Annotated in this window: 13 protein-coding genes; 12 read left to right on the top strand and 1 reads right to left on the bottom strand. The window is 39.4% G+C overall.

Annotated elements, in window-relative coordinates:
• Nucleotides 1-21: 21 nt before the first annotated feature.
• The 12 genes from CXF93_RS01545 to CXF93_RS01490 all read left to right on the top strand — a co-directional run bounded on the left by CXF93_RS01545 (nt 22) and on the right by CXF93_RS01490 (nt 14,130).
• The gene (locus CXF93_RS01545; protein WP_101060548.1) at nt 22-2,001 is read left to right on the top strand and encodes a flagellar basal body rod C-terminal domain-containing protein; all 1,980 of its coding nucleotides are present in this window, start codon (nt 22-24) and stop codon (nt 1,999-2,001) included.
• 5 nt (nt 2,002-2,006) lie between these two features.
• A complete protein-coding gene (gene flgL, locus CXF93_RS01540) occupies nt 2,007-3,245 on the top strand; it encodes a flagellar hook-associated protein FlgL (protein ID WP_101060547.1) in 1,239 nt (412 codons plus the stop codon).
• Nucleotides 3,246-3,361: 116 nt separating this feature from the next.
• A complete protein-coding gene (locus CXF93_RS01535; RefSeq protein WP_101060546.1) occupies nt 3,362-4,186 on the top strand; it encodes a flagellin in 825 nt (274 codons plus the stop codon).
• 423 nt (nt 4,187-4,609) lie between these two features.
• Nucleotides 4,610-5,437: a flagellin gene (locus CXF93_RS01530; protein ID WP_101060545.1), complete on the top strand. Its 828-nt coding sequence runs from the start codon at nt 4,610-4,612 to the stop codon at nt 5,435-5,437.
• Between the two features lie 399 nt (nt 5,438-5,836).
• Nucleotides 5,837-6,658 (top strand): flagellin, encoded by an 822-nt coding sequence (locus CXF93_RS01525; RefSeq protein ID WP_101060544.1) that lies wholly within the window; start codon nt 5,837-5,839, stop codon nt 6,656-6,658.
• Between the two features lie 59 nt (nt 6,659-6,717).
• Entirely contained in the window at nt 6,718-7,131 is a 414-nt protein-coding gene (locus CXF93_RS01520) for a flagellar protein FlaG (protein WP_101060543.1), read from the top strand.
• Between the two features lie 90 nt (nt 7,132-7,221).
• Entirely contained in the window at nt 7,222-8,616 is a 1,395-nt protein-coding gene (gene fliD / locus CXF93_RS01515; protein WP_101060542.1) for a flagellar filament capping protein FliD, read from the top strand.
• A gap of 49 nt (nt 8,617-8,665) precedes the next feature.
• Nucleotides 8,666-9,088, top strand: a complete 423-nt coding sequence (gene fliS, locus CXF93_RS01510) for a flagellar export chaperone FliS (protein ID WP_101060541.1) — start codon at nt 8,666-8,668, stop codon at nt 9,086-9,088.
• Complete coding sequence (locus CXF93_RS01505) at nt 9,088-9,408, top strand: hypothetical protein (protein ID WP_198551557.1); 321 nt, start codon at nt 9,088-9,090, stop codon at nt 9,406-9,408. The genes fliS and CXF93_RS01505 overlap by 1 nt, the downstream gene beginning before the upstream one ends.
• Nucleotides 9,409-9,417: 9 nt before the next feature.
• Nucleotides 9,418-11,529 (top strand): 6-hydroxymethylpterin diphosphokinase MptE-like protein, encoded by a 2,112-nt coding sequence (locus tag CXF93_RS01500; protein WP_101060540.1) that lies wholly within the window; start codon nt 9,418-9,420, stop codon nt 11,527-11,529.
• 127 nt (nt 11,530-11,656) lie between these two features.
• Entirely contained in the window at nt 11,657-12,844 is a 1,188-nt protein-coding gene (locus CXF93_RS01495; RefSeq protein ID WP_232784055.1) for a Bcr/CflA family multidrug efflux MFS transporter, read from the top strand.
• Nucleotides 12,844-14,130 (top strand): CinA family nicotinamide mononucleotide deamidase-related protein, encoded by a 1,287-nt coding sequence (locus tag CXF93_RS01490; RefSeq protein WP_101060538.1) that lies wholly within the window; start codon nt 12,844-12,846, stop codon nt 14,128-14,130. Before CXF93_RS01495 ends, CXF93_RS01490 begins: the two co-directional genes overlap by 1 nt.
• Nucleotides 14,131-14,217: 87 nt before the next feature.
• On the opposite strand, the gene CXF93_RS01485 is transcribed toward CXF93_RS01490, so the two are convergent.
• Nucleotides 14,218-14,991, bottom strand: coding sequence for a DNA repair protein (locus CXF93_RS01485; RefSeq protein ID WP_101060537.1), 774 nt, complete (start codon nt 14,989-14,991; stop codon nt 14,218-14,220).
• Nucleotides 14,992-15,021 lie beyond the last annotated feature (30 nt).

The raw sequence follows: 15,021 nt of genomic DNA, 5'->3' as shown, positions 1-15,021 counted from the left end.
GATGGTTGGAGTCGTAATCTGATGACTAGTTTATTACAAATCGGCACGTCTGGTGTTTTAGGTCACCAGCAAACGCTTAATACCACAGGTAATAACATCTCGAATGTTAATACCGATGGGTATAGCCGTCAGCGCACTCAGCATCATTCGCAAACCGATAATATGGGGCTTGCTCGTTCTGTTACTGGCCGAGAAATTAATAAGTTTGCGCAAGCTGAGTTATTAATTGATACCAGTGCGTTCAGTAATCAGGAAAAATTTCTGGATGAAATTACGCGTACCGATCAAATCTTATCTGATAAATCAAACAACATGGGTACAGGTGTTTCGCAATTATTTGAATCCTTTCATACCGCGAATGATGATCCAACGTCAATATCAAACCGTCAATTAGCAATCACTGATGCGCAAACTCTATCAATAAGTTTTCGTAACGTTGGCAAGCAACTAAGTAACCAAGCCAAAACAGCAAACAGTGAAATAGCAGAAAAACCAGCCCTGTTAAATTCATTAATTCAAGAAGTACACGGTTTTAATAAACAAGTCATTATAGCTGAGCACACCCCTAAAGGCGCACCCGGTACGTTACTTGATCAGCGTGATGTTGCAATCGAGAAGTTAGCAAAGGAACTTGATATATCAACGATTGTAAATGATAACAAAGGGATCTCAATTAACTTACTTAATGGCCAACCATTAGTCATGCAAAATAGTGTGAGCCAATTTCAGGCTGTCGGAAATGACCCCGATCCAAGCAACGTGGAGTTGGAATTAAAAATTGATAGCAATATCTTGAATTTGCAAGATGTTGATTTAGGTGGACGTGTTGGCGCATTAATAGAGTTTCGTGATGACACTATTTATACATCACTGCGTGAGATTGGCCAGTTAAGTCTTGGTGTTGCTGATGCGGTTAATACACAAAATAAAATGGGTTTAGATCTAAACGGTGAGATTGGTAAAAATATATATACCATTCCACCAACCCAAGCAAAAAATTATGCGGCTAACTCTAATGCTGCTCATATCATCAATTCTCAAATCATTTCAGGTAAAGGCAGTTCGTTGACAACAAGTCAATATCAAGTGTCGATGACAAGTCCGCTCACATTTGATGTTTATGAAATAAAAAACGGCGAACGTAGCACGAATCCATTAACGGTTAACGGTAGTTATCCGGGACCTGTCGAAGTGGCTGAACATGGTTTTGAAATTGATTTTACTGCCGCAGCGGGTGGTTTTCAAAGTGGCGATAAATTTTTAATTAGTCCGACATTATTTAATCTTAATGATTATGACATCACTAATACGCAACCAGAAGATCTTGCTTTTGCCTCAGTATTACAAAGTACCACGGGCGCTAACAACACAACGTTGAGCCGACTTGCTGTTACACAAATATCTGATCCTACGTTGTCCTTTGCTAATAATGATTTGAATATGACCGCGCCACAGCAAGTAACTGTTAACAATAGCGGTGACTTTGACATTTATGATGGTAATGGCGCTTACATGGCGACAAGTTCTGGCGCGCTAAGTGGCCAAGATTTATTTGCTAATGCTATTCCTCCGTTAAATCCAGGTGTCGGCTATGAAATTAAAATGGATGGAAAACCAAATCCCGGCGAAACCTTTACTTTGGCTTTTAACCGAAATTCGATAGCGGATAACAGTAACGGCTTAAAACTTGCGGGCTTAGAGAACGACGATAAATTACGGAAAAACCATAAGAATAACGGTGAGAATCAGATGACGTTTGCCGAAGGTATTTCTACTTTAATTTCAACGGTTGGTAATGCCACTCGTGCAGCACGGGTTAATACAGCTGCGAATGAAGCTAAACTAATACAAAGCCAGAATTGGATTGAGAGTGTATCAGGTGTCAATCTTGATGAAGAAGCCGCCAATATGATTCGTTATGAGCAAGCTTATAACGCCTCTGCGCAAGTGGTGAGTATTTCTCAAAAAATATTTGACACAATTCTGAACGCGGCGAGGTAACAAACATGAGATTAACCAATAATCAAATATTTTCGCGCTCGATGCAAGATATGTCGCAAACACAAAAACGGCTAAATTCGGCACATGCACAAGTGACATCACAAGAAAAATTTCGTACCTCGGGTGATGCTCCCGCGGAAATAGCGAAATCGAATTACTTGAATGATGAAATCAAAAAAAATACCCAATACCAAACGAATAGCTCGATGTTGAAAAGTACATTAGGTTTGGAAGAGACGACTCTTGATAACTTACACACCGCGATGGAACGTGGGCGTGTGCTTTCTGTTAGAGCATTAAATGGTGCGGTTGGTGAACAAGACCGAAATGCAATTTCGTTAGAAATAGGGCAAGTGCAAAAAGAAGTATTTAGTTTGGTAAACACTAAAAATGCCAATGGTGATTATATTTTTTCTGGAACGTCTTCGCAATTACAACCGTATGTTAAGGATGACCAAACGGGTCTATATACTTATCGTGGTAACGAGCAAGACAATGATATTCAAATCGCAACCAGTGTTTATATTGGTAGTGGCGATAATGGTCGACGAGTCTTTGAATCATCCCCTGCGCGGTTAACCGCGAGCACGAGTAACCTGACTGGGCTTATTACCTCTGCGAAAAGCGAAGTTGTTGATCAAGGTGAATATGATAATTTTCATACTCACAATTATGATCATAACAATCCGGTAAATAATACCTTCAAATTAAATCTCATGGCACCGTTAATTCCCGGTGATAACGATACCTATGAGATCAAAGATAATTTAAATAACGTACTGCAGAGTGGCCGTTTTTCTTCAGAGCAAGGCGTTCGCTTTAATGGCGTCAATATTTCGGCGCAAGGTGCGTCACCGGGTAGTGTTGATATATCGTTAATGCCAAGTGTTAATACCAATATTCTTAATACGTTAGAGTCATTAAAGGCTGCATTATCAGACGCTTCATTAGAAAAAGTCGATTTTCGCGAGCGTATGGCAGATGCGCAAGTCGGTATTGAGAACGCACAATATTCAGTAGTCTCAACAATATCGACGATCGGTGGTCGTAATAACACTATTGAGCGAGTGACTGAATCAAACGCGTCTTTTAAGATCATTAATCAAGAGGCAATGGCAATTCTTACCGAGACAGATCTTGCCGCGGCAATGACTGACCTAACTAAAGAGCAAAGCATTTTAGAAATGAGTTATAAATCGTTTAATAAGATCAATAACTTAAGTTTATTTAATTCAATATCGTAATTGGCACACAACTTGCTCTTATATTATTAACTAGTTAATGAACTAACTAACATTTAATCAGCACTACATATTCATTATGTAATTGCTTAATAAAGTTAAATACAGAGGGAATACAAATGGCTATATATGTAAATACTAACGTTGCATCTTTAAATTCACAACGTAATTTATCGAACTCAACGAATGAGCTACAAACATCATTTGAACGTTTATCTTCAGGTAAACGTATTAACTCAGCAGCAGATGATGCGGCTGGCTTACAAATTGGTTCTCGTTTAGAAGCACAAGTTAACGGTCTCAATCAAGGTGCTCGAAATGCCAATGATGGCATCTCAATGGCACAAACTGCTGAAGGTGCATTAGACGAAACAACGAATATGTTACAACGTATGCGTGTCCTTTCAATTCAGTCTGCCAATGGTTCAAACAGTACTGAAGATCGCTCCGCGTTAAATAAAGAATTTGGTCAGCTACAAAATGAAATCGACCGTGTAGCAAAAGACACAACGTTTGGTGGCGAGACGTTACTTGATTCAACGTTTAATAATAATTTTCAAGTTGGTGCTGATTCTAATCAAACCATCACAGTTAAAATTACGACGAACATGAATTCACTTGGTTTAGGTGTTGGTACTGCAGCGTCTAACATTCTAACTGCGGCAGGTGCTCAAACAGCAATCGACTCTTTAGATACTGCTATTGCGTCAGTTACTGATGTACGAGGTGACTTGGGTGCGAAACAAAATCGTTTCTCATCAACAATCCGTAATTTATCGAACATTGCTGAAAACGTATCTGCATCTAAATCACGTATTATGGATGCTGATTTTGCTGCTGAATCTGCGCAACTAGCGCAAAATCAAGTATCACAGCAAGCAGCAAGTACAATGCTAAGTCAAGCAAATCAGCAATCTCAAGTTGCGATGTCATTATTAGGCTAAGAGGGTGGGCCCCTCTGCCCCCTTTGGGGGCTGCCTAATGTATTGCTTTTACCTATGTCCTTATCGCTTTAGTTCTGCCTAAGCGTATAGGTAAAAGTATTTTTTATCTCCCTTTTTTAACCACGTCTTCTTCGTTTACTTTCTCTTTACCACTACTTCTGTTGGCATTTATTACTTTTCCCTCTAGCACTCTCAGTAATTGAGCATTATTTTGCATGAGTAATGATCCGGCAAATTAGCGGCAAATTTTTGGCTTGGTTAATATAAATCGAAATCGGGATTTATACCTTATTGTGATAAATGTTTTATTTATTTTAAAACAACGGCTTACATCTATTATCGTAGTCTTATCTCTTGGCTTATTTATTGCATTAAAAACAATATATGAATTTTTAACTTAAAATAAGCAGAGAGGAAGATACAGTGGCCTTATATGTAAATACAAATGTAGCATCATTAAATTCACAGCGTAATTTGACGACCTCTACAAATGCGTTGCAAACATCATTTGAGCGACTATCGTCTGGTAAACGTATTAACTCTGCTGCCGATGATGCCGCAGGACTACAGATCGGTTCTCGTTTAGAGTCTCAGATAAACGGCTTGAATCAAGCTTCACGTAATGCTAATGACGGTATTTCATTAGCGCAAACAGCTGAAGGTGCACTCGACGAAACAACCAATATGTTGCAACGTATGCGGGTATTATCAATTCAATCGGGTAATGGTTCAAACAATGATGCAGATCGTGCTGTACTTAATAGAGAATACAGTCAGATGCAACAAGAGATGAACCGGATTGCGGATGATACAACGTTTGGCGGATTAAATTTACTTGATGCGAGTTTTAATCGAGACTTTCAAATTGGTTCGGATGCGAATCAAATTATCAATGTTAAAATCACCACCAATATGGATGCATTAGGCTTAGGTGTTGGTACTGCAACATCAGATATTTTAACAGAAGTTAATGCGCAAACAGCGATTGATAGTTTAGATGAAGCTATTGCGAAAGTCACTGAAACACGAGGTGATCTTGGTGCCAAGCAAAACCGTTTTTCATCAACAATCCGTAATTTAGCTAACATTTCAGAAAATGTATCTACGTCTAAATCGCGTATAATGGACGCAGATTTTGCTGTGGAATCCGCTAAACTGGCGCAAAATCAAGTATCACAACAAGCTGCAAGTACGATGCTTAGTCAAGCAAATCAGCAATCGCAAGTAGCGATGACATTACTACAAGGTTAACCACATCATTATTTTGGCTCAAGCGGGCCAAAATAGCATCCCTTCTTTTTTAGCACTGCTTGCTTACTCAGTATTTCATTATTCTGGTTAATTAATCGTGGCCTTCTTAATGCAAGCTTGCTTTGCTTTAATCTCACTTTATTTCTCTATACCCTATGCTAATCAGTAATATAGCTTACGCGTCAAAAATAAACATTTCTTATAACCAATTGAAAGTTAACGGTTATGCTTTTATTTCCTGGGTTATGTTGAAAAAAAACTGAAAAAAATAAAAATAACCCTAAAGGATGTATTTTTAGTGTCGATAACTTTTATGACAATACAAATAACCGATTATGAATAAGGGCTGTATTTTACATACACAGCAGTCCTTTACAGGATTTCTTTTAGGAGACGAATATGGCTGTTTATGTAAACACTAATGTAGCATCTTTAAATTCACAACGTAATTTGAGCAACGCTACCAATGATCTACAAACCTCTTTCCAACGTTTATCATCTGGTAAACGTATCAATAGCGCTGCTGATGATGCTGCTGGTTTACAAATTGGTTCTCGTTTAGAAGCTCAAGTGGGTGGTTTAAACCAAGCATCACGAAATGCAAATGACGGTATTTCACTCGCGCAAACAGCCGAAGGTGCATTAGACGAAACAACGAATATGCTACAACGTATGCGTGTACTTTCAATTCAATCTGCCAATGGTTCGAATAGTGACGCTGACCGTAATGCATTGCAATCAGAGTTCAATGAATTACAAACTGAAATTACGCGTGTATCAACAGATACAACATTCGGTGGTAAGAAACTGCTTGATGGTTCATATGATGAAGAAATCCAAGTTGGTGCTGATTCGAACCAAGTTATTGCATTGAAAATGACTTCAGGTATGGATTCAACGACATTAGGTGTGGGTAGTGCTGCTGCTAACATTTCAACTGCAGCAGGTGCGCAGGCGTCAATTGATCTACTTGATACAGCAATTCAATCGGTAACGGGTACGCGTGCTGATCTTGGTGCGAAACAAAACCGTTTCTCATCAACAATCCGTAACATTTCTAATATTTCAGAAAATGTATCGGCATCTAAATCTCGAATTGTTGACACCGATTTTGCGGCTGAATCAGCTAAAATGGCTCAAACTCAAGTGCAACAACAAGCGGCAAGTTCTATGCTAAGCCAAGCTAACCAAACATCACAAGTAGCGTTATCACTACTGTAATCGTTTCGGTTTATTGTTGCCCCGCACCTTGCGGGGCATTTTAGTCTTTGGGGGTTACTATGTCCATTGATAACAATGTGGGTAATAAGATCATTGGTGTCTATCCTGACCCTGTAGTGACAAAAGAACCTGTCATTACCAATCCTGCCGTTTTAATTTCACCTGTTGATAAACCTTTACCTGAACAAAATCCATTATCTGAACCAGAATTTGCCAATAATATAGATTTGGAACAAAATTTGCATCAGGCAAAGGATACGCTGCAAACGCATTTTGATGTTAATAATAAAAAGCTAAACTTTAGTGTTCATGGTGACACTGGCCGTCTGGTTGTTAAAGTTGTTGATCCCGAGAGTGGAGAAATACTTAAAGAACTGCCGTCAGAAGCTGTATTAAAGATGGCAACTAACATTGAAAAGTTTCAGGACAATATATCGGCTAGTTCAGGTTTCTTATTTGATGAGATGGTTTGATTAATATAGCGTGATAGGATAGTCGGATGTTTAATGTGATAGGCAATTTATTGCCTATCACATTACTATTGATGGAAATTAAGGATACGCATGGCCGGTATTACGATGGCAGGTTCAGGTTCTGGATTAGATCTAGAAACGATCATTTCAACATTTGTGACTGCTGAAAAAACGCCAAAAGAATCACGCTTAAATAAAAAAGAAACCAACCTTACAACAGAGTTATCTGGTGTTGGTACTTTAAAAGCGGGTTTGGCCGATTTTAAGGCAATTACAGGTAAGTTGGGTAATCTGGACTCTTTTTATCAAAGTAAAACCAATATTAGTTATCAAGGTCGTGATGTTGAGCAAACAACGGCCGGTGGAGTTGGTGATAGCGCCGCTTTGCCTATTACTATTCAAACTAAAGGTGTGGTACCAAAAGGTGCATTTGATGTTGAAGTTATGCAGCTTGCACAGGGCGCGCGATTAGAATCTGATTTTTTACCCGATCGAGAAACAAAACCGGGACAGGGCATGTTATATTTTGATGCCGGTAAAGATACTTTCCAAGTTGATGTAAATGTTACTGATACCTTACAACAGATTCAAAAAAAGATTAATGATGCACCTGACAATTACGGTATTAGTGCCAATGTAATTAGTTCTGACCTAGGCGCTAAAATGGTTTATACCTCAGATAAAAGCGGTAAAGCCAATGATTTAACGGTATTCACTTCTGATTCAAGTTTGAATATTGTTTCATCCGGAATGAAAGGTCAGTCTGCTACCGATGCGATTATTACGGTTGATGGAAACACCATAACCAAAGATACGAATATCTTTAATCATGCGGTATCTGGCGTTACGATCACTGCCAATAGTTTGACTAAACTGAACGAGCCTGCCAATTTTTCAACGTCGACAGATCATGCTGCTGTACAAGACCTCATTTATGGCTTTGTCGATGGTTATAATACCTTGATGGGTAGTATCAATGAATTGACCCACCCTGAGACCGGTATTTTGAAGTTTGATTCAAGTGCCAGAAGTATCAAGCAACAACTACAGAGTATTACCGGCGGTGTTGTTGATGATGCTAACAAGCGCCTCAATACCTTATACGGTGCAGGTATCTCATTAGAAGAGGGTGGCATGTTAGCTGTTAATCCATTTGGTATGGGTGGTTCTAAGTCTGGTGATCAACGTTTAAATGAGGCAGTAAATAACTCATTGGATGATCTTGGCAAACTTTTTGCAGGGAACAATGGTATTGCGGCACAAGTGAATCGCGTGTTGGCAAACAATTTGGGCAATAAGGGCATGATCTCTCAGCAAGAAAACATGCTTAGTGAAAATTTACGCGACATTGGCGATGATCGAGCTAAATTAGATCGTCACATTGCCTCATTTGAAGATACATTACGCAAAAAATATACCGCCTTAGATAATACGGTAACACGTTATAATGCCACCGGTGATTACATTCGCAATGTATTAGGTTAAGCATATTATTCTTTGGTATTTAAATAAATTAATAGTTAGGTAAAAAAGCATGAGAGCTAATATAAGACGTTATCAGCAAGTAAGCCGAGAAAGTGGTATTGCTAGCGCTGATAACCACCAAGTGATTTTTATGTTGTTACAGGGGTTGTTGGATTCTGTAGCTGTAGCAAAAGGCTGCATTTTACGTAAAGATATTGAAGCTAGAGCGAAAGCAATTAACAAATCAATCAATATTACCTCGGGTTTAATCGATGGTATCAACCACAAGGTCCATCCTGAGATTGGCGAAAACTTTGATGCGCTATACCGTTATATACAATTGCGTTTAAATGATGCGTCATTAGAGCAGTCAGTAGAACCATTAGATGAAATCACCACCTTAGTAACACCGATTAAAGATGCATGGATAAACATTCCTCAAGCAGAAAAAGAAAAAGCTGAAGCGGCTCGAAAGCAAGCTAGCGGTGCTTAATGATGAATCTAACTGACGTTGAATTAATGGCACAGATATCGTCACTCTCTGGCCAAGCAAAGCAGGCGGTTATAGCAGAACAGTTGACTGAATGTGATCAGCTATTAATCCAACGTCAGATTTTAATTGAGCAATTAGTTAAACTAGAAAATCCAGCTCAATCCCCTAGTACACGTACTTTTCTAATCCAGTTAATGGCTGCTGATCAAACGCAAATAGCAGCGCTAAAAAACACAAAGTCAGCCCTTGAATCCCAGCAAATTATCAATAAGCGCAGTGCTAAATCAATTAATCGCTATCTTACTATTAAACAATTTTAGGTTGTTATTATGGACCATTTAAATCACGATATTACCGCGAAAATAGCCACATTAGAGTCACAGCAACAGCAACTAAAAAAGCAGGTAAGCTTAGCGCATGCTATTGATGACATCAATGCTAGAACACAACCTAGCGTAGATCCGATGGCTTTGTACCATGCCAATATGCAAGCTTTTAAGCAGTATATCCCTGATATCTATCAGTCGTTTGTTAATTATCAGCCGGTTAAATTTGAATTAGCAAAGATAGCTGAAGTACTGCACCTCGTGGATGTCGATGATAATTTGGTATTAGGTGAAAATTATTTTCGTGATAGCTTGATTGATTTTGAACAGTACCGCGTTAACCCACAGCTTGCGCGTATTGATTTTGCCGAAGAGATCGATAGTGTTTGTGATTTCATTCATGTCAAATATCTCAACCAATTTATTCGTGCGTTACAGGGCATTAACCAAAAACATAAAGCAGAGTTTGTGCTACCTGAAGCTGTTAATTTGATGGTGTGCTTTGGTTTAGGTTTAGGTTACTTCTTACCTGAAATGCTCAGTAAACACAGCGTTAAACGGTTATACATCTATGAACCGGAGAATGACTTCTTCTATGCCAGTTTATTTACCCTCGATTGGGCTGATATTCTGCAACGTTTGGATGATAGCGGCAGTAGTTTACATCTCTGTCTCGGTGCCGATGAAGATGTATTCTTTCAGGATATTTCCTATGAATTAATGACTAAAGGTCGTTATGATTCGACTTTTAGTTTTTGCTATCAGCATTATCAGACTGAGCAAACAAATCGAGCGTTAGAAAAATTCAATCAACAAAATTTTCATGTTGCGTTCGGTTTAGGTTTCTTTGATGATAGCTTAATGGCGTTGGCCCATCAGTACCATACCTTAAACAATCACGTGCCTTTACTCGCGAAAGTCGAACCACTACCTGAATGCGAAACCCGCTCGGTATTTATATTAGGTAATGGTCCGTCTCTGGATGAACACATTGACTATATTCGAGAAAACCGAGATAAGGTATTACTTGTTAGCGGCGGGACGACGATCCGAGCCTTACAACAATATGGTATTACCCCCGACTTCCATCTAGAGATGGAGCGTACTAAGGTTACTTATACAGTCCTTAAGTCAGTTGATGATGATGCCTATTTAAAATCAATCCCATTATTAACCTTAAACACGGTGACCCCTGATGTGCTCAATTTATTTGATCGCAGCTTGATGGGGTTAAAATTACAAGAGCCTTCAACTGAAATCATTCTCAATGCAGAGTTGGGTTGTGACAGCGATAATGTAACCCAATTGATTTTTGCTAACCCGACCGTGTCTAATCTAGCGTTATCTTATTTCACCCGCATGGGTTTTAAAAATATTTATTTGTTTGGTGTTGATCTGGGTTTTTCTGGTGAAGCGCATCACAGTAAAAAAAGTATTTATTACAATCAGTCAGGTGAAGATAAATTGTTATTTGATAAGAAAGCCTTGTCAGGTTTTCTGTCCCCTGGTAATCACGTTGACGAAGTGGAAACGACAATGATCTTCCAAATGTCAGCCAAAGGCATGGGAGAGTTACTCGATTTTTATCCGGATGTTAAATGTTATAACTTAGGTAATGGTATCAAGATTAAAAATGCCATACCGACTTATCAAGCCGATGTTGAATTGACCGATGAGGTATTTGATAAAGCGGAATTTGTTAATCGTATGCTGGCACATTACTCTGCGGATACGCAGGTATTAGCCCAGCAGTATAGCGCTATCTTAGAACAAGATATATTTGCTGATTTTGTCGATGAAATGATCGTGATTATTAAATCTCCGGTTCTCAGCCGTTATGATGCATTAGAGCAACTTCATCAGCAATTTAAGCTATTAAATAGCCAACTTAATACCAAACATGCGTTTTTGGTTGAGTTATTAAATGGCACGTTACAGCATTGTCACGCGGCATTAATTAAGATGTTGTTGTTACCTGCTACTGCAGAGCAAGGTCTAATTTACTATCAGCAAGGACTCAATATTTATATTAACTACCTAGAAGCTGCGAAGGTTAAATATAAACGCGAGTTATTTGAGGTAGACCAAACGGATATTTCTGATACTTGGAAATAATAGTTTTAAGATAATGTACGGTGATGTCATTGGATTAATTTGGCTTGTAGGCTGAAAGTCGATTGATAAGACTGCATGTTACTATTATTTAAGTATATAATCATAAGCTATTCCGATAGTTTGGCTTATGATGAAAACATATTTTTTAATTCCTTTTCTCGCATTATTATCAGCATTAACCCCGCTTGCTGTTGATATGTATTTGCCGGCAATGCCTAACATTGCCAGCGATTTTAATGTCTCTATTGAAATTATTCAAACCACCCTCAGTACCTACCTATTAGGCTTTGCCATTGGTCAGCTTTTTTATGGCCCACTAGCGGACAGCTATGGTCGTAAACCCGTGCTTATTTGTGGACTCATCACTTATTTAATTGCCAGTATTGGTATTGTTTACGGCGATTCTATCGAACAATTTAAATGGTTACGGTTATTACAAGCCATCGGTGGTGGCGCTGCATCTGTCGTTGTCAGTTCCTTGTTACGCGATCTATTTTCCGGTTCGATGTTTTCTAAAATGATGTCTTATGTCGTGCTATCAATGACACTTGCTCCGCTTGTTGCGCCGTTAATCGGCGCACAGTTATTGGTGTGGTTTAGCTGGCCGAGTATTTTTGTGGTATTGGCAATCTTGACGTCGATATGTTTGTTAGTGAGTTATTTAGGCATTAAAGAAACGCTACCGAAAGAACGTCGAGTAGCGTTTAATTTAAGGCAGGTATTCAGTAACTATTGGCTGATTTTACGCAATCGTAAAGTCTTGGGGCTGATGCTGTGTGGCGCCTTTAATGTCTCAGGTATGTTTGCATTTTTAACCGCATCACCGTTTGTGTATATTGAGTATTTTGGCATAGATGCGCAAACTTATGGCTATCTATTTGCGTGTAATATTCTCGGTATGATGGCGGTTACTTGGATGAATGCCAAGATTGTAATGCGCTTCGGCTATCAACAGATATTACGTGCGGGCATTATCATTAGTGCAGTGGTGTCGGTATTATTCTGGTTAGTTAATGCGAACCTGACATTTGGCTTAGTCGGTCTGGTTATTTCAACAGTCGCTTATATCTCGTTAATCAGTCTTATCGGCTCGAATGTGATGACCGGAGTATTAGCTGAGTTCCCGCATATATCCGGCACGGCATCGGCATTATCGGCCACCATTCGTTTTGGTTGTGGTGCTATATCAGGGTTAGTGGTTAGTATATTACATGATGGTACGCCAATACCTATGATCATGGTGATTAGCGGCTGCGGAATATTATCGTTTCTGAGTTATTTCATATTAACGGATAGAGCAAATAAGGACAGTTAATGCGTATTGAATTTATTAGTACTGGCGATGAAGTATTATCAGGTCAGATTGTTGATACCAACGCAGCATGGATATCACAACTTTTCTTTCACCAAGGTCGTGCGTTCAGCCGTCGCTATACTGTGGCAGATGATCTTGAGTCGCTCATTGATATTATTACTGAAACCAGCCATCGTGCTGATGTGGTGATCGTCAATGGTGGTTTAGGGCCAACATCTGATGATTTAAGTGCGCAAGCTGCAGCGAAAGCCATGGCTGTGCCATTAGTATTATCGCAAGCTTGGTACGATTATTTAGTGGCTAAATATGCCCAGTCGAGTAGTACTCTGTCGCAGAGTAATGAAAAACAAGCTTGGCTACCACAGGGTAGTGAAGTTGTGGATAATCCTGTCGGCACCGCTTGTGGTTTTAGTTTCCAGCTGAATCGCGCGCGCTTTTATTTTACCCCCGGCGTACCGAGTGAGTTCAAGCACATGGTCGCAGAGCAAATATTACCGGATATTCAACAGCGATTTACTGCGGTTCGAGTGCCGACTTTAATTAAAATTAAAACCTTTGGTATTTCTGAAGCGGTGTTGAATGAACAGCTTTTGGCATTAAATTTACCTGAGACTATCACCTTGGGCTTTCGGGTTGATTTTCCGATGGTAGAAGTGAAATTACTCTCGACAGATACTGTCGATTTAAAGCTGGCGAGAGTCAAAGTACTTGCTGCGTTAGCGAAGTTTGTCCTGTATGAAGGCGATGAATCTTTTGCCGAATATTTACAAGGATTAATGCTGGGAAAAGGCCATACTTTGTCGCTTGCCGAGTCATGTACAGGTGGCTTGATCGCTAGTGAATTAATTTCCGTAGCAGGGAGCTCTGGTTATCTTGATTCGAGCCATGTTACTTACAGTAACGAAGCCAAGTGTCGCTTAGTTAATGTTAATAAAACTACGTTAGATAAGCATGGCGCGGTATCAATCGAAGTTGCTGCAGAAATGGCTGCAGGTGCCATGCTCAATGCGGGTGTCGACTTTGGTATTGCGGTGTCAGGTATTGCTGGTCCTGGTGGCGGTAGTGACGAAAAACCAGTGGGCACGGTTGCTTTTGCACTGGCAAGTAAAACCCATACCTACAGTCAGCTGTTATTTATCCCACGCTGGGGGCGTCAAGGCATCCGTACTGTGGCGTTATATGTGGCGTTAGATATGCTTAGAAGAGAGCTGTTAGGATTAGATTTAGCGGCAGAGTTTGGCTCAATAGAACGTCGTGCTGAATATGATCGTGTGAAGGGTAAGTAGTTTATTGTTATCGTTACCACGTTGTGAGTGCTAAAGCTGATGTAGCAGTCACAACGAGTTCTATACTGGATGTTTAAGTTTAGCTCTTTACCATTTCTGTTTTGGTTGAAACAGTAAGTCTAGTTCGTTCTTTTCATCTTCTTTTTCTTGGCGATCTTTCAAATCATCTGAAGAGGCTTGGGTAAGTTGTTCATTGACTTCATTTAGCAACGAAACCAAGGTTTGCTGTTTAGTGACAAGTATTTCATTTTTATCATTAATACTATTGAGTGTATCGATACCTTTACGTAACAACTGCTTGCAAGAACCAAATTGACGCGAAGCGCGCGATTCATAGGCTCGTTTCAATAAATTATCGATATTGACATTAAGCTGCATTAATTCAAGTTTACGATCTTCAATCACAAACGTTTGCGTATTCAATTTACTTTTTGCATGCTCTGCACGTAATACCGCACGAATTTTTTTGATTTGTTGTAGTAATACAATCGCTTCACGATCGGTATTCGGAGAGCGAAACATTTTTTCTTCGCTTTGTCCTGGTGCTTCTCTTAGTTGTGCCATTTGCGCTTTGACATTGGCTAAGCGTTGACGTACTTGCGGTAAACTTGGATCTATTTGTAATGTCGCGGAAAGTGAGTCATGCATACGACTGTTTAGTACTAGCGTTAGTACTTTACTATACGGTAATGAGGTGGCGTTCAGCAGCAATTCTTCAGTTTCTTGAATGACTTGTTTGTGCTTGATGATCAGTTGACGCTTTTCAGTTTCAGCCTTACGCTTGTATTGCAGGACGATATTATAGCCGATCACTAAAAATAATAGCACAGCAATCGCGATGACCATAAATGTGAGCTTCATTGTATAATAAACCTAAGTTTGCTGCGGTAC

Source organism: Moritella sp. Urea-trap-13 (assembly GCF_002836355.1).
In the GTDB taxonomy this organism is placed as follows: Bacteria; Pseudomonadota; Gammaproteobacteria; order Enterobacterales; family Moritellaceae; genus Moritella.
This window is presented reverse-complemented; position numbering and strand designations above follow the sequence as displayed.